The organism is Yaniella soli (assembly GCF_054782375.1).
The window spans coordinates 40,296-64,580 of the sequence record NZ_BAAGSP010000015.1 but is presented as its reverse complement, the minus strand read 5'-3'; the positions used below and the strand labels follow the sequence as shown (position 1 = coordinate 64,580).

Annotated in this window: 23 protein-coding genes and 1 tRNA gene; 22 read left to right on the top strand and 2 right to left on the bottom strand. The window is 56.2% G+C overall.

The window, feature by feature from the left end:
• Nucleotides 1–38: 38 nt before the first annotated feature.
• The 3 genes from ACYVJT_RS09335 to ACYVJT_RS09325 all read left to right on the top strand — a co-directional run bounded on the left by ACYVJT_RS09335 (nucleotide 39) and on the right by ACYVJT_RS09325 (nucleotide 4,469).
• Nucleotides 39–112 (top strand) — tRNA-Ile (locus ACYVJT_RS09335).
• Between the two features lie 523 nt (nucleotides 113–635).
• Nucleotides 636–3,020: a calcineurin-like phosphoesterase C-terminal domain-containing protein gene (locus ACYVJT_RS09330; protein WP_343957561.1), complete on the top strand. Its 2,385-nt coding sequence runs from the start codon at nucleotides 636–638 to the stop codon at nucleotides 3,018–3,020.
• Between the two features lie 330 nt (nucleotides 3,021–3,350).
• On the top strand, nucleotides 3,351–4,469 hold the full coding sequence (locus ACYVJT_RS09325) for a glycosyltransferase (protein WP_343957563.1): 1,119 nt from the start codon (nucleotides 3,351–3,353) through the stop codon (nucleotides 4,467–4,469).
• On the opposite strand, the gene ACYVJT_RS09320 is transcribed toward ACYVJT_RS09325, so the two are convergent.
• Nucleotides 4,466–5,083 carry a M23 family metallopeptidase gene (locus ACYVJT_RS09320; RefSeq protein ID WP_343957565.1) on the bottom strand — a complete coding sequence of 206 codons (618 nt, stop codon included), beginning with the start codon at nucleotides 5,081–5,083 and terminating at the stop codon, nucleotides 4,466–4,468. The genes ACYVJT_RS09325 and ACYVJT_RS09320 overlap by 4 nt on opposite strands.
• Nucleotides 5,084–5,518: 435 nt before the next feature.
• Between ACYVJT_RS09320 and rpsB the strand changes: the two genes are divergently transcribed.
• The 11 genes from rpsB (at nucleotide 5,519) to ACYVJT_RS09265 (ending at nucleotide 16,299) form a co-directional block, all read left to right on the top strand.
• Entirely contained in the window at nucleotides 5,519–6,400 is an 882-nt protein-coding gene (gene rpsB, locus ACYVJT_RS09315; protein WP_343957567.1) for a 30S ribosomal protein S2, read from the top strand.
• A 74-nt stretch (nucleotides 6,401–6,474) separates the two neighbouring features.
• Nucleotides 6,475–7,311 carry a translation elongation factor Ts gene (tsf, locus tag ACYVJT_RS09310; RefSeq protein ID WP_343957569.1) on the top strand — a complete coding sequence of 279 codons (837 nt, stop codon included), beginning with the start codon at nucleotides 6,475–6,477 and terminating at the stop codon, nucleotides 7,309–7,311.
• Between the two features lie 164 nt (nucleotides 7,312–7,475).
• Nucleotides 7,476–8,234 (top strand): UMP kinase, encoded by a 759-nt coding sequence (gene pyrH, locus ACYVJT_RS09305; RefSeq protein ID WP_343957697.1) that lies wholly within the window; start codon nucleotides 7,476–7,478, stop codon nucleotides 8,232–8,234.
• Between the two features lie 99 nt (nucleotides 8,235–8,333).
• Nucleotides 8,334–8,855: a ribosome recycling factor gene (frr, locus tag ACYVJT_RS09300; protein WP_343957699.1), complete on the top strand. Its 522-nt coding sequence runs from the start codon at nucleotides 8,334–8,336 to the stop codon at nucleotides 8,853–8,855.
• Between the two features lie 20 nt (nucleotides 8,856–8,875).
• Entirely contained in the window at nucleotides 8,876–10,060 is a 1,185-nt protein-coding gene (locus ACYVJT_RS09295; RefSeq protein ID WP_343957571.1) for a phosphatidate cytidylyltransferase, read from the top strand.
• Between the two features lie 17 nt (nucleotides 10,061–10,077).
• On the top strand, nucleotides 10,078–10,641 hold the full coding sequence (locus tag ACYVJT_RS09290) for a DivIVA domain-containing protein (RefSeq protein ID WP_343957573.1): 564 nt from the start codon (nucleotides 10,078–10,080) through the stop codon (nucleotides 10,639–10,641).
• A 7-nt stretch (nucleotides 10,642–10,648) separates the two neighbouring features.
• Nucleotides 10,649–11,983, top strand: a complete 1,335-nt coding sequence (locus ACYVJT_RS09285) for a M50 family metallopeptidase (protein WP_499418332.1) — start codon at nucleotides 10,649–10,651, stop codon at nucleotides 11,981–11,983.
• A gap of 23 nt (nucleotides 11,984–12,006) precedes the next feature.
• The gene (locus ACYVJT_RS09280) at nucleotides 12,007–12,909 is read left to right on the top strand and encodes a GNAT family N-acetyltransferase (protein ID WP_343957577.1); all 903 of its coding nucleotides are present in this window, start codon (nucleotides 12,007–12,009) and stop codon (nucleotides 12,907–12,909) included.
• Between the two features lie 21 nt (nucleotides 12,910–12,930).
• Nucleotides 12,931–13,749: a hypothetical protein gene (locus ACYVJT_RS09275; RefSeq protein ID WP_343957579.1), complete on the top strand. Its 819-nt coding sequence runs from the start codon at nucleotides 12,931–12,933 to the stop codon at nucleotides 13,747–13,749.
• Nucleotides 13,746–14,426: a hypothetical protein gene (locus ACYVJT_RS09270; RefSeq protein ID WP_343957581.1), complete on the top strand. Its 681-nt coding sequence runs from the start codon at nucleotides 13,746–13,748 to the stop codon at nucleotides 14,424–14,426. Before ACYVJT_RS09275 ends, ACYVJT_RS09270 begins: the two co-directional genes overlap by 4 nt.
• A gap of 46 nt (nucleotides 14,427–14,472) precedes the next feature.
• Nucleotides 14,473–16,299 carry a proline--tRNA ligase gene (locus tag ACYVJT_RS09265; RefSeq protein ID WP_343957583.1) on the top strand — a complete coding sequence of 609 codons (1,827 nt, stop codon included), beginning with the start codon at nucleotides 14,473–14,475 and terminating at the stop codon, nucleotides 16,297–16,299.
• 10 nt (nucleotides 16,300–16,309) lie between these two features.
• Here ACYVJT_RS09265 and ACYVJT_RS09260 read toward each other — a convergent pair whose 3' ends face one another.
• Nucleotides 16,310–17,002 carry a hypothetical protein gene (locus ACYVJT_RS09260; protein WP_343957585.1) on the bottom strand — a complete coding sequence of 231 codons (693 nt, stop codon included), beginning with the start codon at nucleotides 17,000–17,002 and terminating at the stop codon, nucleotides 16,310–16,312.
• Nucleotides 17,003–17,101: 99 nt separating this feature from the next.
• Between ACYVJT_RS09260 and rimP the strand changes: the two genes are divergently transcribed.
• From rimP to ACYVJT_RS09220, 8 genes are all read left to right on the top strand, one after another.
• Nucleotides 17,102–17,674, top strand: a complete 573-nt coding sequence (gene rimP / locus ACYVJT_RS09255) for a ribosome maturation factor RimP (protein ID WP_343957587.1) — start codon at nucleotides 17,102–17,104, stop codon at nucleotides 17,672–17,674.
• 72 nt (nucleotides 17,675–17,746) lie between these two features.
• A complete protein-coding gene (nusA, locus tag ACYVJT_RS09250) occupies nucleotides 17,747–18,751 on the top strand; it encodes a transcription termination factor NusA (protein ID WP_343957590.1) in 1,005 nt (334 codons plus the stop codon).
• A 74-nt stretch (nucleotides 18,752–18,825) separates the two neighbouring features.
• Nucleotides 18,826–19,140 (top strand): YlxR family protein, encoded by a 315-nt coding sequence (locus ACYVJT_RS09245; protein WP_343957592.1) that lies wholly within the window; start codon nucleotides 18,826–18,828, stop codon nucleotides 19,138–19,140.
• 180 nt (nucleotides 19,141–19,320) lie between these two features.
• Nucleotides 19,321–22,134, top strand: coding sequence for a translation initiation factor IF-2 (gene infB, locus ACYVJT_RS09240; RefSeq protein WP_343957594.1), 2,814 nt, complete (start codon nucleotides 19,321–19,323; stop codon nucleotides 22,132–22,134).
• Between the two features lie 60 nt (nucleotides 22,135–22,194).
• The gene (gene rbfA, locus ACYVJT_RS09235; RefSeq protein ID WP_343957596.1) at nucleotides 22,195–22,608 is read left to right on the top strand and encodes a 30S ribosome-binding factor RbfA; all 414 of its coding nucleotides are present in this window, start codon (nucleotides 22,195–22,197) and stop codon (nucleotides 22,606–22,608) included.
• A 3-nt stretch (nucleotides 22,609–22,611) separates the two neighbouring features.
• On the top strand, nucleotides 22,612–23,532 hold the full coding sequence (gene truB / locus ACYVJT_RS09230) for a tRNA pseudouridine(55) synthase TruB (RefSeq protein ID WP_343957598.1): 921 nt from the start codon (nucleotides 22,612–22,614) through the stop codon (nucleotides 23,530–23,532).
• The gene (locus ACYVJT_RS09225) at nucleotides 23,529–23,882 is read left to right on the top strand and encodes a hypothetical protein (RefSeq protein ID WP_343957600.1); all 354 of its coding nucleotides are present in this window, start codon (nucleotides 23,529–23,531) and stop codon (nucleotides 23,880–23,882) included. The genes truB and ACYVJT_RS09225 overlap by 4 nt, the downstream gene beginning before the upstream one ends.
• The gene (locus ACYVJT_RS09220) at nucleotides 23,875–24,282 is read left to right on the top strand and encodes a hypothetical protein (protein ID WP_343957602.1); all 408 of its coding nucleotides are present in this window, start codon (nucleotides 23,875–23,877) and stop codon (nucleotides 24,280–24,282) included. Before ACYVJT_RS09225 ends, ACYVJT_RS09220 begins: the two co-directional genes overlap by 8 nt.
• The last annotated feature ends 3 nt before the right edge of the window (nucleotides 24,283–24,285 follow it).

Below are 24,285 nucleotides of genomic sequence, written 5' to 3'. Positions count from 1 at the left end.
CAAGGATGTGCATGGATCTTTGGTACTTTATGAGGTGCGGGGTGTTAGCTCAGTTGGTTAGAGCAGAGGACTCATAATCCTTTGGTCGCCGGTTCAAGTCCGGCACACCCTACGAACACGCTTCGGCATGACAGCGCGGAACCGGTCAGATATTTGGTCTGGCTGGTTCCGCGTTTTTCTCTGTCTGGGTGGAACTGTGGGTGGAATTAGCATGGCGGCTTTGAGCGTGCCGCCATGCAACATCTCTTCTTGTGAAACGCTTGCGACTTGTGCTGCAGCGCCACGTTGTTATCTCCCTCACTAGTGCCTGCACCACTTCGACCACCGTCGATAACATTCAAACCTCGACACTTGACGTCCCGATCTATCACGGTCGCTGAAGCGAAGTAGCTGTGCGGTAGTAAACGTCCATGAGATCGTACCGTCGGTAGCGCTTCCTCATCACCACGGTCGTATCTGACAGATACTACGTCTGTGCAAAGTTGTGAGGGTTTTTCATCCCTCGACACTTCAGGGTCACTCGGCGGTGAAACCGAATTCATCCAGAACCACGAGGGTGGTATACGGCTGGTCGCCCTCGGGCCCAGTCACACTCTGTGACGTAAATACCGCACCTCTGGAGTTGAAAGGTTTTTGTGAGTACTCACGAACAGAAAAAACTATCCACCGCTACTAGATGGGCGCCGTTCCAACCTTGGAAAACCCGTACAGCTGCAGCCACCGGTGCTGCACTGGGTGCGGCAGTCATCGCCATCACGGGGACTGCCGCCGCACCAGCATTCGCCGCTCCATCGGACCAGCAGGCGGCTGACGCCGACGCTGCGTGGGAGGAACAAGTCTTTCGAGGTAACGTTGATGTTGTTCGCAGTGATGATGCTGCCCAAGATACGCTCGATGGGGTTGTCTTTGACGATCTGAACCAGAACTCTACTCAGGATGGGGGTGAGCCCGGCGTAGAAGGTGTGACCGTGTCTAATGGGCGCGAGACGACCACCACTGACGCTGAAGGTCGATACGAACTGCCTGCCTATGACAACATGACGGTGTTCGTTACTCAGCCGTCCGGCTATCAGGTTCCGGTGGACGAGGACAATGTGGCACAGTTTCACTATCACCACCTGCCTGAAGGCTCCCCGGATTTGGACTACGGGGGCCTCGAGCCGACCGGACCACTACCGGACCAGGTCAACTTCCCGTTGGCCCAGGGTGCGGGCGCAGCGTCCTCGGCGCAGTCGTGTGTGCTGGGTGCCGACGTGCAGACCTACAACACCGAGGAGGTCGAATACGCCCGGGCGGGAGTTTTTGCCGACCTGGCTACTCGCAACGACTACTCCAGCTGTGGTGCGCTGTTTTTGGGCGATGTCGTCGGAGACGACCTCTCGCTATACCCCGACATTCGAGACCTGACCTCCATGCTCAACGGCCCGGCTCGCTTCCTTCCAGGTAACCACGACCTGGACTTCGACCACCATGAGGGCGAACATGAATTCGACTCATACCGTGCGGCTCTGGGCCCGGAGTATTACTCTTACGACGTCGGTGACACCCACGTGGTGATGTTATCCAACATCCAATATCCTACCGAGGACGGCGGTTACGCCTACAGCCTTGATGAGGATCAGATGGCGTGGCTGCGCGAAGACATCGCCCAGGTACCGGAAGACAAGCTGATTGTGTTGGCTTCCCACGCTCCGCTGATCGAGTTCTACTACAGCGACTCGCATCGCATGGCCGACCTCAACGAGATATACGACCTTGTCTCAGGTCACGAGGTAGTAGCGGTCTCCGGTCACACGCATATGTCCGAGAACCTGCGCGAGGGAGACCTGGTGGACGGCTGGAGTGAGCTTGTCGGTGAGGAGGGGCTGCCCTTCACCCACTTGACCGTTTCTGCAGTTTCTGGGCAGTGGTACGAGGGTCGCCTCACCGACGAGGGATACCCCACTTCCATTCAGCGGGACGGCACTCCTCCGGGCGTGCTCACTCTCGATATCGATGGCAACGAGGTCACCGAACGATTCTCTCGTACCGGCGACGATGGTTCCGATCAGATGGCGGTGGGTCTTGACACGCCGGCCTATCGGGACTGGTTCAATGAGAACCAAGACAACGTGGGCGAGGCCCAGGAGCTAGAGGCCCCGAACGTCGTGGCTCAGGACGAGCTCGGGGAGACCTGGTTGACCACCAATTTCTGGATGGGCTCCACCGGATCCACTGTGGAGGTATCTATCGACGGTGGCGAGGATCTCCAGACCGCGCGCACTCAGCCGATGAACGGCGAGGAGGTCCGGGTCGGTGCGGAGTGGTCCGATCCGGTGGCCAACCTAGAGACCCTCGTTCACGGTGGTGCCGTGGCCGACCGCACTTCTCACCTGTGGCGGTCGCCGTTACCAGAGGATTTAGAACCCGGTGCGCACACCGCAAAGGTCACTGCCACCGACGTGCACGGTCAGGTTTCCACAGAGACGTACCAGTTCCAGGTCGCTGATGAGAACGGCAATGTTCCTGGTGCTGAGGGGGATATTGAGATTGAGGCCGATATTCCGGGATTGCCGGGCTCAGGTGACCCCGGCGATGAAGACCAGGGAAGCCTGGTGCTGTCGATTGACGAAGGAACAGTCGAGATGAATGAGCAGCGCAACGCAGGTGACCGATTCCGTACGTACGGCACACTGCCATCCGTGAATGTGACTGACACACGCATCCACGGTGACGGTTGGGCCGTTTCAGGTCAGTCCTCAGACCTGACTTCCGACGCGGCCACCATTGAAGCCAGCCGTCTGGGATGGAAGCCCCACGTGGAAGCTTCTAGCAACGGCGCAACCCCCGGTTCCGCCGTGGACTCCCAGATGTCCGGCGGTCAGGGCCTGGCTGCGCCACAGTCCTTAGGCTTAGCGGATGCTGAAACTCGTATGGGCACCACTGAGCTGAGCGCGGACATAGAGCTCGAGGTGCCGGTTGATACGATGGCAGGGACTTATGAAGGTGCCCTTGCCGTGTCCTTGTTTCCCGTGGACTGAACCACTCATTCGCGCCAATCGTCGGTGAGTGATACCCCGAGGGCCCGCGAACCTTTCGGATTCGTCACTACCGATGGGCAGACCATGGCTTAAGGTGATTCGGCGTGAGGGGCATGGTTTCGATATTCAATTGAAACCATGCCCCGCGGTCGGTTCTGGAACTGCTCGGCGCGGTTTCTCGAAACGGGCCATATCGTTGCAAATGTAAGGATACGTCCTTGTGTTAGGCTAGTTTTTCGTTGCGTTGTCTGGCATATTCATGTCTCGTCCACGCAATTTTTATCCTCGACACGTATATCTGTTGCGGATAGTCTGTCCCAGGGAGTCTTGATGCGGTTTTTCATGGATGGTCGGTATATCAGAACTGACTTTCATGATGGGATTTCGCGTTTCAGTCACCAACTCATCTATGCGGTGGCACAGCAGAGCGATCCCACGGTGATCATTCATGATCCAGCCCAGCGTGAATTGTTGCCCGACAACGTAGATGTTGTCGAGCTGCACGCACCGACTTCGGTCCTGGAGCCGATTTCGGCGCACCGGCTAAACGCGTTTCAGCCAGACGTGGTCTTTTCTCCAATGCAGACGATCGGATCGACCGGACGAAAATTCGGTTTGATCCTGACACTGCACGATTTGATCTACTACCAGCATCGGACTCCGCCGCGAGATTTACCGCAGTTCGTCCGCGGGCTCTGGTATCTCTATCACCTCACCTACATGCCCCAGCGAATGCTCCTCAACGGCGCAGACGCTGTCACCACGGTTTCTCAAACTTCGCAACGGCTCATCCGCAAACATCGGCTGACCACCCGGCCGGTTCACGTTGTCTCCAACGCGCCACCCCAAGTAGAGACGCCGCGCGATCCCGCTGGCCCTCGAAAGAAAACTCTGGTCTACATGGGCTCGTTTATGGATTATAAAAACGTCGAAACGCTAGTCAGCGCACTGCAGCACCTGCCGCAATACCGGCTGCACTTGTGCTCGCGAATCACCGACGCGCGGCGCCATGAACTACTTGAGATCGCTAAATGGCATCACGTAGGGGAGGCCCAGCTCCAGTTTCATAACGGTATTGGGGACGCTGACTATCGTGAGCTACTTAGACAATCGACGGCTTTAGTCACCATGTCCCGTTCCGAAGGCTACGGTCTTCCCGTGGCGGAAGCCATGGCAGAAGGAACACCGGTTGTCATGTCGAATCTTGAAATTTTTGAAGAAATCGGTGGACTCGAGAATCCCGGGGCAGCGTTCGTTGACATTACTTCCGCGCACTCGGCCCGCCAGTTAGCTGACCACGTCCGTGCGTTAGAGAACGACGAAGCCTTTATTCGTGCCTCAACGGGCGCAGTGCGACAGGCACATACCTTTCGATGGGAAGACTCTGCGGCGGCATTGCTGAAACTCGCGGAAGACATTCATCGCCGAAGAAGCCGCAAATCACGCTAACCGGATGGGTCTGAGTGTACGGGCCATAGAATCGACGGGTCACTCCAGCCCAACAAAAATGCCGGATCAATATACAGATCTCGCACGGTAGCACCAACTTGCCACGCATCGGGCTTGCGCACTCCCCAATGCACACATTGGACATCGCAATGTGACGTTTCAGCGGGCAGTCTTCCGATTGTTTGGCCTGGTGCCACGGTGTCGCCCACAGCCAGTTCTGAGTCGACTGGTTCAAACGACGAGATCAAACCGTCTGGGTGCTCAATGGTGATGACAGGTCTGTCGACCACCACGCCGACGAAGCTGACCTCGCCGCCTTCTGGGGCTAAAACCTGCGCATCGGCCGCCCGTATGTCGATGCCGCGATGCGCCGAGGACCATGGCATCTCGGGAGGAACGAAGGCATTCAGGACATCGATTTCGGTGGCTGCCTCGATGGGTGGTATCCAGTGGTCAGCGACGTGCGATGCGTCAGCATGGATAACGGTGGCATTTGCCATCGGCATCGGATTGAAAAACACGGCAATCACAAGAGCCTGGAGGATCAGCACAAACAGTGAAGTTGGGGTTCGCGGATTGGGCGGGGGAGCAGTCACCCCGTCGTTATGTTGCATGTCTCTAACCCTGTCAAACACATCAGTCTGGTGGCCCTGCTTGAGGTGAAATGTGGAAAATCGTGTGCTGACAGGTTGCCTGTGGAAAGCGCTGACTGGCGAGCCTTGAGAGTCAACGGAAAGTCGTAAAAAACAATACTGGTGTCGCAGTGAACTCACGTGTGCAAACGATCACAACGCAGTAAAAATCGTTTGCGCGATAAGGTATGCTGGTCAAAGCAATTGTGTGCCCACTTGTTGTGGCTACGTGATTGACTACGCGCGTGTGGAGTGCAACTTTGTGTAGCAGTGGCGCCTTTCGGTCCAGAAGGTTCTGGTCAATGGTAGCTCCCGAGCCAATCGCTCTCACGCTAGGAAGCTGAGAAAATCAGCTGTTTATAATAACCGATAACTAGAAGGTAGATCCGCATGCGGATGTACCTTGAAGGAGCGACCATGTCAGTCGTAACTATGCGTGAAATGCTGGATTCTGGTGTCCACTTCGGTCACCAGACCCGTCGTTGGAACCCGAAAATGAAGCGCTTCATTTTCACTGAGCGCAACGGCATTTACATCATTGACCTGCAGCAGTCTTTGTCATTCATCGACCGTGCATACGAGTTCGTCAAAGAAACCGTTGCACACGGTGGAAATATTCTCTTCGTGGGTACCAAGAAGCAGGCACAAGAAGCAATCGCTGAGCAGGCCACTCGCGTTGGTATGCCGTATGTGAACCACCGCTGGTTGGGCGGTATGCTCACCAACTTCGCCACCGTTTCCAAACGTGTTGAGCGTATGAAAGAACTCGAAGAAATTGACTACGACGATGTTGCTGGTTCCGGTCACACCAAAAAGGAACTGCTGTTGCTTCAGCGCGAGCTGACAAAGCTTCAGGCAAACCTGGGTGGTATCCGCAACATGACTCGCACACCATCCGCCGTGTGGGTCATCGACACCAAGAAGGAACACCTCGCGATCGACGAAGCCGTCAAGCTTGGCATTCCGGTTGTTGCGATCCTGGACACTAACGCTGATCCAGACGAGGTTACCTACCCAATCCCAGGTAACGACGACGCCATTCGTTCCGTCGCATTGCTCACCCGCGTGATCGCAGATGCCGTGGCTGATGGCCTCATGGCTCGCAACCAGGGCAAAGGTGGCTCCGGTGCGGCTGAAGAGCCAATGGCTGAATGGGAACGTGAACTGTTGGAGTCCGGCCAGTCCGAAGACGCTACAGACCAGACCGCGGCACCAGTTGATGAAGAAACTGTAGAAACCGCAGAGCAGGTTGAAGCCTCACCAGAAGGTGACCAGCCTGTAGCCAAAGAAAACTACTAGTCCACACAACCACGTTTCGTTTTAGATTCGCGGGCGATCCCCGCAACGAACTTCCAAGGAATGGGATATCTGTAATGGCGAACTACACAGTAAAAGACATTCAGGCTCTGCGTGAGCGTACTGGCGCGGGCATGATGGACGTAAAAAAGGCGCTCGACGAAGCTGATGGCGACCTCGATAAGGCGATGGAAGTTATTCGCGTCAAAGGCCTGCAGGGTGCTTCCAAACGTGAAGGCCGCGCTGCCGTTGAAGGTCTGGTCGCAGCTACCGTCAAAGACGGCGTTGGCGTCATGATCGAAATCAACTCCGAAACTGACTTCGTTGCGAAATCAGATAAGTTCATTGAGTTGGGCAACACCGTGCTGGAGGTCGCAGTCTCTTCCGGTGCACAGAACGCTGAAGACCTGCTGGCCGCCGACTATAACGGCAACCCACTGAGCGAATACGTCAAAGAAGAAGGCGCACTGCTTGGCGAAAAGGTTGAGGTCCGTCGCCTGGCTCGTCTCGAAGGGGCCTTCGTTGACTCCTACCTGCACCGCACTTCTGCAGATCTGCCAGCACAGGTTGGGGTACTGTTCGCAGTGGATGCAGACAAGGAACCAGCCCAGACCGCAGCACACGATGTTGCTGTTCACATCGCGGCCATGAGCCCGACCTACCTCAGCCGTGAGGAAGTCCCAGAGGACACCGTAGCGGATGAACGCCGTATCGCTGAAGAAACTGCTCGTGCTGAAGGGAAACCAGAGCGCGCCATGCAAAATATCATTGAAGGCCGCCTGACCGGTTACTTCAAAGATGTTGTACTCCTGGACCAGCCTTTCGCCAAGGACACGAAGACCACCGTTGGTGCTGTCCTGGAAGAAGCCGGTGCAAAGGCACTCTCGTTTGCACGCTTCCGTGTTGGGGCCTAACACGCAAACCCGACACGTATGTGTCTGGTTGCCTAGGTAAGCTCAGCATCGTTTAGACCAAACACAAAAAAGGGGGTGATCACCACACACGGTGATCACCCCTTCTTTATGCCCTCACGACCCACCAGCACAACAGGAGTATTGCAGTGTCAGACACTCCCGCCATCAACGTTCCAGGCGGACTACAAGACGGTCCAAGTAACTCAGAATTCGATGAAGTCAGCCGACGACGCGTATTGCTCAAACTTTCCGGAGAAGTCTTTGGTGGCGGCTCCATTGGTATAGATCCGGCGACAGTGCGATCTGTTGCACAACAGATCGCAGACGCTGCAGGACAAGTCGAAATTGCCATCGTCGTTGGCGGAGGAAACTTCTTCCGCGGTGCAGAGCTATCCATCAACGGCATGGATCGTCGTCGTGCAGACTATATGGGCATGCTTGGAACCGTGATGAATGCACTGGCGCTCCAAGACTTCCTGACCCAGGCCGGTGTCGATACGCGAGTACAATCCGCGATCCATATGTCCCAGGTAGCAGAACCATACATTCCACAGCGGGCAATCCGGCACATGGAAAAAGACCGCGTGGTGATTTTCGGTGCAGGCACCGGACTGCCATACTTCTCTACCGATACCGTGGCAGCACAACGGGCCCTCGAAATCCGTGCCGACCAAGTCCTCATGGCGAAATCTGGTGTGGACGGCGTGTACACATCGGATCCAAAAGTCGATGCTGCCGCCAAGAAATTCGATCACCTCACCTACGACGAAGCCATCGTCAAAAACATTCGCGTCATGGACCTCACGGCAATGACGATGTGTAAAGACAACAATCTCGATATGTTGGTCTTTGGGATGGAAGGCGATGGCAACGTGACCCGTGCGCTACTTGGTGATTCGACCGGTACCGTCGTCACACCATAGGTACCGACCCCGGTACCTGTTTTAGACTGAGTGCACACCCCAGATGTTAAATAAGGAGAACCCGTGACCGCATCCGAATTATCAGACGCCAAAAAGGCGATGGAGCGTACTCTCGAAGCAACTCGTGAGGATTTCGCCGCTGTACGTACCGGCCGAGCAAACCCAGGCCTTTATGCAAAAGTCCTGGTTGACTACTACGGCAGCCCAACACCGCTGCAGCAGTTGGCAACGTTCTCCGTGCAAGATGCACGCACTATTTTGATCTCCCCATTCGATGTTAATGCGCTACGTGAAATCGAAGTTGCACTCTCCTCATCAGAGGTTGGTGCTAACCCATCGAACGATGGCAAAGTGATTCGCGTTGTGATGCCTGAGCTGACCAAAGAGCGTCGGCAAGAGTATGTCAAAATTATCAAGTCAAAAGCCGAAGATCACCGAGTCTCCGTTCGCAACAGCCGTCGTAGTGCAAAAGAAGCCATCGACAAAATGGTCGACGACGGTGACATCGGCAAAGATGAGGGACGCCGCGCAGAAAAAGACCTCGACGAACTGACGCGCAATTTCGTAGATCAAATCGACGAAATGGCGAAGAATAAAGAAGAAGAACTACTGGAGGTCTAGGCAGTTTAGCCTAATCTTGCATGTCCACATCAGACCCAAAATCCGAACAGTTTCCAGTTGTAACGCAACTGGAGGGTTTTCCCGACCCAGTGCGTGACCCCGACACGGGGATGATCATGCCGCAAACCCGACGCGAACGTCGGGCGCTCGAGGCCGCCCAAGAAAAGATGCTTGCACGAAAAGCTGCACGCAAGAAACAGGAGCCACGTCCCGCCCCACCAGCGCAGGATCGTGCCGAGCATGAGGTAACTGAGGACTTGGATTTTGGGTCTGACCCGGCATCCGATATAGATCCCGAAGAATCTACGGTATTGACCGTAACTCAAGTCGATGACCAAGACGTCATCACACCCGCGCCCAAGTCTGCACAAGAGGTCACACCGCCAGAATCAAAGGCGGGTAGAAACCTCCCAGCGGCCATTGTGGTGGGTGTTGTACTGCTGGCCGCCGCTGGTGTTGGCATTTTTCTGTACCCGATCATCATTGCCATCCTGATCGCGGTCCTCATCCCGCTGGGGATCTGGGAGCTGTCCCAGATTGCCAAAACAAAAAACCTCCATCTTGCATTGACCCCAGCTTGGGTGGCCGGTTTGGGTATTCCCGCAGCGGCCTGGTTTGGTGGCGTCGATGCGATGATTTTTGCTCTGTTCGGCGGCATCTTATTGACGGTCTTCTGGACGGCCGTCGGGGAACCTGATCGACCCGCTGCGTCCATGGCGACCACACTGTTAGCTATCCTCTGGTTGCCATTTTTCCTCTCGTTTGGAATCCCATTGCTCCATCAGCCCCAAGGGCACGTGCTGGTCGCAACGACGCTGGTAGCGATCGTGGCAAACGACACATTCGGCTATATTGTGGGAGCCACACTCGGCAAGCATCGCATGGCACCCAAGATTTCGCCCAAGAAATCGTGGGAAGGCTTCATCGGCTCTTTGTTGGGTGCCGTGCTGACATCTGTAGTGCTCACCCATTTCCTCTTGGAATATGACTGGTGGGTTGGAATTATTATTGGCGTTGTCATCATGGTGGCCGCTACCGCAGGCGATTTCGCTGCCTCAATGGTTAAACGTGATTTTGGCGTCAAAGACATGGGTACTGTGCTGCCAGGCCACGGTGGTGTCATGGACAGACTAGACTCGATTGTATTTGCCGTCCCGGTCGGATACACCCTGTTTGTAGTAGTCTTGCCACTGATTTTGGGCTAAGCGTCAAAGGAAGCACTGTGTCATCAAAAACCCAATCGACCTCGCCATTCAACATCGTCGCCAAACGTGATTACGGTTATCACACAGGGCAAGTCGATGAATTCATCACTGCGGCACGCCAAGCTTACGAAACAGACTCGGGCATCACCGCTGATATCGTTCAGGCCAAAACGTTTGATCTGGTCCGCGGAGGCTACCGTACCGACCAAGTAGATCAAGTCCTTGAGCGGCTCGAAGATGCACTGCGAAGAGCCGAACGAGACGACTACATCGCGACCCACGGCCAACAAACCTGGGACTTAGAGCTGATCAGCCGACTCGAAGAACTCATGGGAAGACTCGAACGTCCTCGCGGAGAGAAATTCCGGCCGGCAGCAACGGGTGCTCCTGGCTATGACGTCGACGACGTCGATGTGTGCCTGGCTCGGATCAACAGCCACCTCCAAGATGAAGACCACGTTCGGCTCAAAGATCTCCGCAACGTCACTTTCGACGCTGCCAAAGGACCTCATGGCTACGATGAAGCGCAAGTAGACGCGTTCTTGCAGGCGGTCGTCGAACTACTCGTCGTACTCGACTAGGACCCGAATGACCATTGTCCTTGCCCTAGTCGGCATCCTGATCATGGTGATCGCAATTGCCGTCTCCATTGCCCTGCACGAAATCGGGCACCTCCTCCCCGCCAAACTCTTCAATGTACGTGTCACGCAGTACATGATCGGCTTCGGCAAAACCATTTGGTCAAAGCGCAAAGGTGAAACCGAATACGGCATCAAATCCATACCATTAGGCGGCTATGTCTCAAAGATCGGGATGCTCCCACCCAATAAGCCCGGCGAACAGCCCTCTAAATCCCGGCTGCGCTACTTTCAAACCATCGCTGCTCAAGCGCGTGACGATGCCACCGCCGAGCTGACCACACACGATACGGGCCGTACGTTCATATCACTACCGGTATGGAAACGTATCATCATCATGCTGGCTGGACCCTTCATGAACTTGCTGATCGCGCTGGTGATCACTGCTATTTTGGTCACATCCTTCGGTGTGGCCACCCCCACCACGACAGTCAACGACGTGTTCGAATGCATGACTGAAACCACTGATGAGTCGGCACTAGACGCCGAGTGTGCTCAAGGCGATGAGCCATCGCCAGCCTGGGAAGCCGGTCTGCGTCCAGGCGACCACATCACCCATTTCAACAATGAAGAAGTCACAGACTGGGACGAGCTTTCCGGGGCGATCCAACAACGTGCCGACATAGAAACCAGCATCACGTATGTGCGTGACGGCGAATCTGTACAAACCACCATCACCCCTGTGCTGACCGAGCGCCCCGAACTTGACCGGTTCGATCAACCGGTCATCGGATCCAATGGGGAAGTCGTGACCGAGCCCGTCGGCTTCATTGGCATGTCGTCGCAGATCGTAAATCAACAACAACCGGTGACCGCCGCCTTTGGCGTGCTGGGCGAACAAATCTCGGGGACGTTCTCCGTCATCACAGTCCTTCCCGCCAAACTTTGGGATACGGCGAAAGTCTTGCTGACCGACGGCGAGCGTGATCCGACCGGACCAGTTTCTGTGGTTGGTGTGGGACGGATTGCAGGAGAAGCTGCCGCACAGCAAGACATCCCGATTGCCGATCGAGGCGCTTTGCTATTGTCGCTTATCGCCGGTCTGAACGTTGCCCTGATGGTCTTCAACCTCATACCGCTGCTGCCCCTCGACGGCGGCCACGTGCTAGGTGGCTTGTGGGAGTCCATTCGACGCGGTTGGGCGAAACTCCGAGGTAAGCCAGATCCTGGACCATTTGACATCGCCAAGATGTTCCCACTCACCATCGTGGTGTTCGGCCTATTATTAACCATGGGAGTATTGTTGATCGTCGCTGACATCATCAAACCTGTGACACTGTTTTAAACGAAGGGGTGACCTTGCGGCACTTGACCCGTACTCTGCGCTGGCTGTTGGATGCCGAAGACGCGGTGGCCTCCGCTACCCGCGACACTGTGCGCATCCTTGCCAACTCGGACACGGCCGCACTGAGTCAACTGATCGCCGACAAACCCGTCACCAACGCCTATGTACAATCCATCCTGGACACCGGACGGCGCGCAGGGCCCATTGGTGGATTCGCCAGGGGCATTTTCTTGGGTATTTACGATCCGACGAACCCAGGCCAACTCGTGGCTGCCTGTTGGGCAGGCGCCAACATCGTACCGGTCACCAAGGATCCAGAACACGGGGCCTACTTCGGTCAAGCGCTGCTGGCCCTCGATGAGCGATTTGGTTCCATATTTGGTCCCCAACCCGCAATCGAAGGGATCTGGAGCATCCTACAACACGGCCGCCAGACGGCACGTGATGTGCGGAAAAACCAGCCGTTTATGACCATTGCGAATCAGGCAGCGGTGGCGCCGAATCCGAATGTACGACTCGCAACCGAAGCCGATTACCAACGGGTTCTTCCCGCATCGGTAGCCATGTTCACCGAAGAACTCGGCTACTCGCCACTGGCCGACGGCTCCAACGGGTATCGTTTGCGTGTGCGTCAACTCATCGCAAAAGGGCATACGATGCTCGAAACCGGCCAGCACGGCGTCGTATTCAAAGCCGACTTTGGTATCGTCACCAGGCAGGCAGTCCAAATTCAAGGCGTCTGGATCGACCCGCAAACTCGTGGACAAGGGCACGCAGCAGCTGCGATGGCTGCCGTGGTCAACCATGCTTTGACCCTGGCACCGATCGTGTCGCTCTACGTCAACGATTTCAACATTCCAGCGATCAAAACCTACCAACGCGTCGGCTTTGGTACCGTTGATAGCTTCGCTACCGTACTATTTTAATCACCATGGGAGGAAGGCAGCATGCGCAGATCATTCGCTTGGGTTGCCGTTGGGGCACTGGTACTCACCGGGTGTGCCCAACCGCGCGAGCAGTCTTCTGTGGATGTCACCCCACCGCCTGAAGTCGAAATCCCGGCCCAAACCGTGTATCACCAGGCTATGAACTCGGTGCTGGATGAAGAAGCCATCATCTCTACCGGTGTCCCCGCAATCGAAACGCTCAAGTCGGCTGCAGCAGAGCTCGCGCAGTTCTCACCAGAACCAACCGAATGCGCTGGCACCGTTGACTCGGAGTACTACACGACCAATGATGTCGCCGTTGGGTTTCTCTCACGTTCCGGGGAAAACACGCATTCTGCTCAAACGGTCGTCGCCGCGGGATTTGACTCGGCCGAGGACGCAACGTCGTATTTCAACGCACGCACCTCGGCCTGGAACAACTGTCCATCCGTGGACCTGACCATTGATGACACCAATGTCTTGACGCTGCACTATTCTGCTGCTGCTTTCGCAGATGCTGAGGAACTCGATATCCCCGACAGCCTGACAGAAGCCGACCAAGATATGGTCTTGAACTCCACGGGCGAACTCTCCGGGGCATTCGAATCAGAAGATGTCCCGGTCCCGGACCCCGGGGCGCTGCCAGACTACGTGATCTCACCCGATGAAGTGCCCGAACCAGAAGCGGACGTAGACAACATCGCCGTCACATCGTCAACTGTGATCGCTCGTTTCGACAACGAAGTCTTTTTAATCACCGTTGAACCCGGCAGTGACGCCGCCGACGCCGCGCAGACACTCACGGAAATCACCGACGCGGTACGGGAAGAAACTTCATGACCCGCCGGTCACATATTGCACTGGCAGGCGCGCTCGCACTGCTCGTCTGCACTGCCTGTACCGACCAACCATCCCCGGTTGAACCGCCCTCGACAGTTGAGGCTACCACCGAGGATGCAGAATCCGAGGCCCTCACCGATGAGGCTGCCATGACATCAGCCATCGCCCAGGTGCTCGAACATCCAGACCCAAACGCGCTGCTCACCGGTGATGAAGCAGTCGAGACCCTGACCGGTTTTATAGCATCAGACGAGCACAACACGAGCAGCGATGACGACCAACAGTGCTCAACGGTGACCCAGACGCAACCCGAAACCGCAGCATTGGGATCCGTGACCGACGACTCCACAGCAACCGATGACGAGGAGAGCGGTGAGCCGACCGCACGAGATGACCTCGGTGCGTTTGGTTTCTCCTCAGACGAAGAAGCACAGGCCTTTACCGAAGAACTCCAATCCTTCATGAGCCAATGCTCGGCAGGGGAGGTCGCACTGGAAGCGTTGACGCATCACACCGATGAAGCATTCGAAATTCAGGTCAACCCCGAAGACGAGACGGCCACGTCATTGGTAATCCTGCGCAATGACAACGCTGTGTTCTTGGTAGCCGCCACGCCACCAACCGACGTCGCCCTGGCATTGACACTTACCGATCAACTCGATGAGACGCTGCGGTAGAATACCTCGAGATACCCATAGAATTGTTGACGAATGGAGCCCCCGAGTGCCCTTGCGCATGTCCACCTTATTTCTTCGCACCCTGCGCGATGATCCGTCAGATGCTGAAGTCGCCAGCCACAAACTCTTAGTGCGGGCAGGATACATCCGTCGTGCTGCACCGGGCGGCTACACGTGGTTGCCGCTTGGCTTGCGTGTGAAGAACAAGGTCGAAAATATCGTTCGTGACGAAATGAACGCAATTGGCGGCCAAGAAGTCCACTTCCCAGCGTTGCTTCCAAAGGAACCCTACGAGGCCACTGGCCGCTGGGACGACTATGGCGACGGTATCTTCCGGCTCCAAGATCGATCCGGTGCTGACTTTCTGCTCGCGCCGACCCACGAAGAGCTCTTTACCCTCCTGGTCAAAGACCACTATTCGTCCTATAAAGATCTGCCAGTGTACCTGTACCAGATTCAAACGAAATACCGTGACGAAGCCCGTCCGCGGGCCGGGCTGCTGCGCGTCCGTGAATTCACCATGAAGGATTCCTACTCATTTACCGTCGACGAAGCCGGTCTCAACGAGGCCTATGACAAACATCGCGGCGCCTACTGGCGGATCTTTGAGCGGCTCGGTCTGCCGGTCGTAGCAGTCCAAGCGATGGCAGGCGCCATGGGCGGGTCACGCTCCGAAGAATTCCTACATCCTTCTGCAGCCGGTGAAGATACGTTCGTGGAATCTCCTGGCGGCTACCGAGCCAATGTGGAAGCCGTCGATACCGTGGTACCCGACGCGATTGACTATGCCGAGGCACCGGCAGCAGAGGTGAAAGATACCCCCGTGTCGACCACCATTGCGGCCCTGGTCGATGTTGCCAACGAGCTCGCCCCCAAGGCAGAGGGAAGCTGGCAGGCGGCAGAAACCCTAAAATGCGTGGTACTTACCGCGGTGCTGGACGGTGACGAACGCCAAGTCTTCGTGGTTGCAGTACCCGGTGATCGTGACGTCGACGTCAAGCGTCTCGAAGCCTCTATTGCAGAAGCGCTTGATGTAGCTGGTGAACCCGAGGTCGAACCCGCCACCGAGGCCGACATGGCAAAACATTCGGGTTTAGTGCCCGGTTACATTGGCCCAACACTGCTCCAGGATGGCACGACGACACAGGTGCTGGGCACCGATTCCGACACCGGTATCCCATTCTTCGTAGATCCTCGTGTGGTGGCGGGATCCAGCTGGGTGACCGGAGCAAATGTCGATCAGCAGCACGTGTTTGGGCTCGTCGCCGAACGTGACTTCACCTGGGACGGCGTCATCGAAGCCACGGCGGTTCGTGACGGTGATCCAGCCCCGGATGGTTCCGGACCTCTCGCGACCCGTCGCGGTATGGAAATGGGCCACATCTTCCAGCTTGGCCAAAAATACTCTGAGGCATTGGACCTGAAAGTCCTGGATGAAAACGGGAAACAGGTCGTGGTGACCATGGGCTCCTACGGTATCGGCGTGTCTCGCGCCGTCGCCGCGTTGGCCGAAGCCCACCATGACGAGCAGGGCCTCATTTGGCCAATGAACGTCGCACCTGCCCATGTTCATATTGTGGCCACGGGCAAAGACGATGAGATTTTCGAAACCGCAGAGGACTTCGCCACCCAGCTCGAAGCTGCGGGGATCGAAGTGCTCTATGACGATCGTCGCAAGGTCTCCGCCGGGGTGAAGTTTTCGGATGCTGAACTCATCGGTGTGCCACTGCATGTGATTGTTGGACGGGGCCTTGCCAAGGGGACGTTAGAGCTCAAAGACCGTCAGGCCGGCACCCGTGAAGATATTCCGGTCGATGCGACGCTCGAACATGTAATCGAGCTGGTGCGGAATTATCAGAACGCTTCGCGCTAGGTCCCAGTACCTAGGACTCGAAGCTGAATGGGGACCGTCCTGGTTCCCATTCAGCTTCCCAGCGAATAATTTGCCACAGGCCAGCTAACGCGATGTCACGCTCATCGGCCGATTCAGCGAGTAGATAGAGCTGAGTCCACTCGTCAACGAGCTCATCTGAGATGCGAAGCATCTGTTGAATGTTGACCTCATCAGAGAACCGAACACCTTCTGCAAGATCAAACGTCACCGGCACGACCGGCTGACATTCCTCGAGAAAAAGCGTTTCTAATGCCACCGCAGCGTCATGTGCCTCGCCTTGTTGGGTTCGCCACTGCGATGCATCGGTCAGCCTGGCCCCACCCACAGTTGATAAATAGTCGACGCCGTGCAGCTGGACAAGAGCGTCTTCCAAAGACATTGCGAATCGACTGCCACATTCGAGCGGTTCAAAGGTTTCAACAGCCTCGGGAATAGACTCAATACTCGATGACGTTGTATCAGAAGCCGCAGAAATCCGGAGAGCCCGAACCAAATGGGTCGTGTGCTGGGATGCATTCAACTCACTATCGGCTGGCGTGACGCCATCACTACCGTTGAATATACTCGAACTCACCCACGTACCGAGGCCCACGAGCAGAGCTAATGTAGCGGCCACGATCACTCTGCGCCCAGTGCGCCGACCTGGTTGAACCGCTGGGCTCATCGAATCTTGTTCCATCACATCTCAGTATTTTGTCACAGTTACCGTCAACACCGCCCAAACGTTCGCAGGGTTGGTACAACTGTTATATCAACACTACAAGGAGTACAGCACCGTATTATGGCCAGTCGTCCTAGTTTCGCACAAAGCCTTCATGAGTCACAGCCGGCCGTATCCGAATTGGATCCGATAGAGCGAACCGAACTGCAAGCGCTCATTGGTGGGATTGTGGAAGGCCACGGATTGTGGTGTGAGGAAGTGCTCATCGAAGGCACACCAGGTGACCGTGTAGTGTCGGTCGTCATCGATCGCCTTGAAGATCAAGACGACGTCATTATTGATGCCATAACCACTGTGACCCGAGACGTGTCCGAAGCACTCGACGCCCAGGATGAGTGGATACCTGAGCTCAGACCAGACGATGCCTACACCCTCGAGGTCTCGACCCCGGGCACGGATCGTCCGCTTGTACGGCGCCATCACTGGGAGAAGAACCTTGGGCGTATCATCAACGTCGCCATTGATGGTGGCGAGCCGGTCGAGGCAAAAATCCACAGTGTTCACGATGACGGCGTCGAATTGACCCTCATCACACCCGGCGCAAAAAAGGGCATGCCAGTCAAATATTCCGAACCGGAACACTACGGATACGAGCAGCTGTCCAACGCGGTGGTTCAAGTTCAGCTAAAATAGCTGAGATACCCTAACGAGCGATAACTGAAAACACAACAGAATCACAAGTGAATGAACCCACGGAGGAACCTGGTGGATATCGATATTTCCCTGCTACGGATGCTTGAGACGGAACATGAGGTTCCGCTGGAACAACTCATCCCGACCATCGAACAAGCATTGTTGTTGGCATACCATAAATCTCCCGGGGCGATCCATAGATCCCGCGCCGAAATAGATACCAAAACCGGCAAAGTGACCATCTGGGCCACCGAGTTCGGTGAGGATGACGAACCGATAGGGGAGTTTGACGATACGCCGTCAGGCTTCGGACGGGTGGCAGCTTCAACCGCCCGACAGGTCATCGTCCAGCGGCTGCGTGACGCCGAAGACGATCAGGTCCTGGGCGAATTTCGTGATAAACAGGATCAGCTGATTTCCGGAGTCATTCAACAGGGCAGCAACCCCCATATGATTCAAGTTGATCTCGGCAGTGTCGAAGCTGTTCTTCCGCCAGCGGAACAAGTTCCCGGTGAAGATTATTCGCACGGCACGCGACTGCGTTCCTATGTCGTATCGGTGACTCGTGGCAATAAGGGCCCATCGGTTACGTTGTCGCGTTCACACCCCGGCTTAGTCCGCAAACTCTTTGAATTCGAAGTCCCAGAAATCGCCAATGGTCAGGTAGAAATTGCAGCTATTGCGCGCGAGGCAGGTCACCGTACCAAAATCGCAGTCAACGCCAAAGAATCCGGCATTAACGCCAAGGGCGCCTGTATCGGTGAAATGGGCACTCGGGTTCGTGCTGTGATGGCCGAGCTCAATGACGAAAAAATCGACATCGTGGACTTCTCTACAGATCCCACGAAGTTCATTTCTGCAGCACTGTCACCATCAAAAGTGGTCAAAGTCTATGACGTGGATGAAGCCACGCGTTCTGCCTCCGTTGTGGTGCCCGACTACCAGCTGTCGTTGGCGATTGGGAAAGAAGGGCAAAACGCCAGACTTGCCGCCAAGCTGACTGGATGGCGTATCGACATCATGGGCGAGTCGGTGTATGAACAGCAGGTTGCGGCGAAAGCACCGGCTGAGGACTAAGTCCTTTGGCATCAATGAACCCATTTGCGTTAGACTAGTACGGGTTGACGAACGTGTGACAGATTTGGAGGCCCATGGGCAACCATGAACCAGTGCGCTTATGCATTGGATGTCGCACACGCGAACAGACCAAAAATTTGGTACGCGTTGCGTTTGAGAAAACTCGCGATTCCCGATCGCTGGTGATTGATACACGACGCGTACTTCCGGGACGTGGTGCATGGTTGCATCATGATCCGGAATGCTTATCCACGGCACTGCGCAGGCGAGCATTTGCTCGAGCCTTTCGACATCACGTTGATACCGAAGAGCTCGCAGAAGTGCTCTCGAGCTGGCTGTCGGATAGCACCAACACATTGAACAATGATGAAAGCGGGTCAGAGAACTGATGGATACCCGGTGAGCACACGATGAGTGCCCAACGATGAATATCAAAGTCAGCTCACGACGCATGAGCCACCCTACGGTCGGTTTTGTGCGTATGACGACAGAGCATACATTTCGACCGGCCCGAATCGCGGTTGTGTACTAATTAGTGCAGGCCACGATTCAGCCAGAACAGGAGAATCGTGGCGAAACTGCGCGTCCACGAAGTTGCCAAGCAACTTGGGATTACTTCCCGTGAGGCGCTGAACAAACTCGAAGAAATAGGCGAGTTTGTATCTTCAGCGTCTTCAACTATTGAACCACCCGTGGTAAAACGTCTGAGAGCTCAATTCCCAGACGATGCCCCGGCAGAAAAAGCAAAACCTGCCCCGAAAGCCGCTGCGAAGAAACCAGCGGCGAAACCACAGGCAAAGAAACCAGCTGCTCCAAAAGCGGAAGTATCAGAGGCTCAGCCTCAAAATGCCAAGCCAGCAGCGCCGAAACCAGGACCAAAGGCGAAACCAGTCGAGGCGGAAGCTCCAGTAGCTGAAACTCCTGCGCCTGAAGAACCCAAAGCTGAAGCCGCTGCGCCCGAAGTCGAAGAGGCTCCGAAGCCGGCCGCCAAGCCAGCTGCACCAAAGCCTGCCCCTAAACCAACAGCTCCCACACCTGGACCAAAACCTGCTCCAAAACCGGCTGCTCGTCCGGGCAATAACCCTTTCCAATCCAAGCAGGACACCACGGCACCACGCCCTGGACCTCGCGGCGGATCCCCACGTCCTGGCAATAACCCGTTCGCTCCACAGCAGGGTATGCGCCAAGACCAGCGTGGGGGAGGCCCACGCCCAGCCGGCGGTGGAGCACCAAAACCTGGTCCACGGAAAGGCGCACCAAAGCCTGGCGCAAAACCCGGTGCAAAGCCAGGCGCTAAACCAGGTGCGAAACCACAGCAGCCACGCGAGTCGGGTCCACGCCCAACACCAGCGATGATGCCCGACCAGATCCAGAAGCCAACACCTGCAGACGCAGGTCGCGGCGGGCCACGTCGTGGCGGAGGTGGCGGTCCACGCCGCGGCCCCGGACGCGGCTCAGCACAGGGTGCCTTCGGTCGCGGTCCACAAACCGGACGTCGTCGTTCAAAGAAACGTCAACGTCGCGAAGAGAACTCTCCACAAGCTCCGGTTATCGGTGGCGTGAAAGTCCCCAAGGGCGACGGCGAGACTGTTCTCCGCTTGCGCCGTGGTTCCTCGATTGCTGACCTCGCCGAGAAGATTAAGGCAGATCCGGCAGCGCTGGTGACTGTGCTGTTCCACCTTGGTGAAATGGCCACAGCAAACCAGTCACTGGATGAAGACACCTTTGAAGTCCTGGGTGCAGAGATCGGCTACAAAGTCGAAATCGTGTCCCCTGAAGATGAGGACCGTGAAATCCTTGGCGACTTCAACATCAACCTAGATGCCGAAGAAGACAAGGCAGACCTCGAGGCTCGTCCGGCCGTTATTACGGTGATGGGTCACGTTGACCACGGGAAGACACGTACATTGGACGCGATTCGTTCAGCCCGCGTGCGTGAGTCGGAAGCCGGCGGCATTACCCAGCACATCGGTGCTTACCAAGTGGATGTCCAGCACGAAGGCAAGCCACGCAAGCTGACCTTCATTGACACTCCTGGTCACGAGGCGTTCACCGCGATGCGTGCTCGTGGCGCCAAAGTCACGGACATTGCCGTGCTCGTGGTTGCCGCCGATGACGGTGTCATGCCACAGACTATCGAAGCACTAAACCACGCCAAAGCGGCAGAAGTGCCTATTGTGGTCGCCATTAACAAGATCGATAAAGAAGGTGCCAACCCGGATCGAATCCGCGGCGAGCTCTCCGAATACGGTCTCGTACCAGAAGAGTACGGTGGCGACACCATGTTCGTGGAAATTTCTGCGTTGAATAAGCTCAACGTCGACGGTCTGTTGGAGTCCATTCTGCTGACCGCAGACGCTGCGCTTGAACTGACAGCGAACCCGGAGCGTGGGGCACGCGGTGTGGCCATTGAAGCCAACCTTGACCGCGGTCGTGGCCCCGTCGCCACCGTGCTGGTGCAAACCGGTACCTTACGCGTTGGTGACAACGTCGTGGTCGGTGACGCACACGGTCGTGTCCGTGCGATGTTCGACGAATACGGCGACGCCGTCAGTGAAGCGCTCCCATCACGTCCGGTTCAGGTGCTTGGCCTGTCGAATGTGCCACGTGCAGGCGACGTCTTCCTGGTCACCTCAGATGACCGTACGGCCCGTCAGATTGCTGAACGACGCGAAACCGCGAAACGCAACGCAATGTTGGCCCGTCGTCGCAAACGAATCACGCTGGAAGAGTTCGACCAGGCAGTCGCCGAAGGCAAGCTGGATACGCTCAACCTCATCATCAAAGGTGACGCATCCGGTCCCGTCGAGGCGCTGGAAGATTCGCTCATGCAGGTCGATGTTGGCGGCGAAGACGAAGTTCAACTGCGCGTTATCCACCGCGGCGTCGGTGCGATCACCCAGAACGACGTCAACCTGGCCACCGTTGATAACGCCATTATCATCGGCTTCAACGTGCGCCCGGCCGAACGCGTCAACGAAATCGCTGACGAAGAAGGCGTCGACATGCGGTTCTACACCGTCATTTACGACGTCATCGATGACATTGAGCAAGCGCTCAAGGGCATGCTGAAACCGGAATACGAAGAAGTCGTTCTCGGCCGCGCCGAAGTCCGCGAAATCTTCCGTTCCTCCAAGGTCGGCACGATTGCCGGTTCGATGGTTGCATCCGGTGTCATGCGCCGCAACGCGCAAGTCCGACTGCTGCGTGACAACAAGGTTGTTACCGATTCCGTGACGGTTAGCTCGTTGCGCCGCTTCACCGACGATGTCAACGAAGTCCGTGAAGGCTTCGAATGCGGTATTGGACTCGGCAAGTTCAATGACATCCGCCAAGGCGACATCATCGAAAACTACGAAATGCAAGAAAAGCCTCGCGTTTAGCTTGCATACCCGCGGCGCCCATCAACGGGCGCCGCGGACCCATTACCCAGGAGACCTTTCATGGCAGATCACAACCGTGCAGCACGTCTGGCACAACGGATCAAAGTTATTCTTGCCGAAGCCCTACAAAAAACGGTCAAAGATGACCGCGTCGAAAACGTGACCATCACCGAAGCACGCGTCACCAACGACCTACAACAAGCCTCCGTCTACTACACCGTTTACGGTGACGAAGAGACCGTGGCTGTTGCACACCAGGCAATGGAAGAAAACCGCGGCCTGATGCGCCGTGAAATGGGTCGTGGCCTGAACATCCGATTAGTTCCCACTCTGGAACTTATCCCGGATACAGTGCCAGAAAACGCCGCACAACTTGAAGAAGTACTGCGCGCCGCCAAAGCACGGGATGCTGAACTCGCAGCACAACGCGAATCAGCAACCTACGCCGGCGACGAAGACCCATACAAGGAATAACACATGGCTGCTGTTGCCTCGGGGCTGATACTGGTAGATAAACCTGCGGGCTGGACATCCCACGACGTGGTGTCGCGCACCCGCAAAATTGCCGGTACCCGAAAAGTCGGCCACGCAGGCACGCTGGACCCGATGGCCACCGGAATGTTGGTCATCGGGTTCAACAAAGCCACCCGCTTGCTCACCTATATCGTCGACACAACAAAAACGTACCGAGCCACCATCCGGCTGGGACACAACACCACCACCGATGATGCCGACGGCGAGATCGTGCAAACCCGTTTCGCCAATGCCGTCACCACCGAAGATATTCAGCAGGCCGTGGCAGGCCTGACCGGTGCCATTCAACAAGTTCCCTCTGCAGTGTCGGCCATCAAAATCGATGGTAAACGTGCATATCAACGTGTCCGCGAGGGCGAAACCGTAGATATACCAGCACGCGAAGTCACCGTCAGTCGGTTCGAAATCGAAGACGTGAGACGCTCAAGCGACGGCAAAACCATCGATCTCGACGTGGAAGTCGAATGTACAGCTGGAACCTATATCCGCGCGCTGGCCCGTGACATGGGCGAGGAACTCGGTACAGGCGGTTATCTCACCGCGCTTCGAAGGAGTGCCGTCGGACCATATCACGTTGATGACGCAGTCACACTTGAACAGTTGGCCGAATCGTTTGACTATACCGACATCTCAGTGGCCGCAGCGAAACTGTTCACCACCCGGACCGTGAGTGAAACCGAAGCCACAGACCTCATACACGGTCGACGAATCGCCGCGTCAGACACCGAAGCCCTACTCGCAGCGCAGCTAACAGATGGCACGGTCATCGCACTGATCGCCGATGCCGAACGCGCCGGTACGATTCAAGCAAAACCAGAAATCGTGTTTGCCACGATGGAAGACATCACCGGAGCACACTCATGATTCTCGACGGCTGGTTCTATACCGGAGCAGTCATTGGCATTCTGTCAGCGATCATTTGCATTCTTGCAACCATCATTCGTGACCACCCTGCTGACTCGTCAATCATTTCCCTGGCCGCAGTGGAGCTTTTTCTCGTGGTCTATGCGGTATACGCCCTGATTTCACCGGTACCACTCAACGGGCCCGGCTGGGAATTTTGGGGTTACATCATTACCGGATTGCTTCTGCCCCCGATCGCGTTCTTCTGGGGCATCACCGATAAAACACGCTGGTCCAATCTGGTGATGGCTGCCATTGGGCCCACCATTTTGGTCATGATTCACAGATTGCAGGTGATCTGGCATGGCTGAAACCTCCGGCCGTACCAAAGGCATCGGACGCATCATCGTGATGGTCTATGCGATTCTCGCACTGGCTGCCTCATGGCGCTCAGGATTTCAGATTGTCTCCAAATTCGATGACGCCCCGGTAGCGTTCATCCTTTCCGGCATCGCCGGGCTCGTCTACATTGTGGCCACCATAGCCCTGGCAACGCCCGGTCGGCGTGCTTGGAAAGTTGCCGTCGTCTCGGTATGGTTCGAATTGATCGGGGTCCTCGTCGTGGGAGCGGCCTCACTGATCGCCCCTGAAGCGTTCCCCGAACCGACCGTGTGGTCTACATTTGGCATCGGATACGGGTTTATCCCACTGGTTTTGCCCATCATCGGGCTCTACTGGTTGTATAGGCACCGTCCGAAGCCGATACCCTAGACT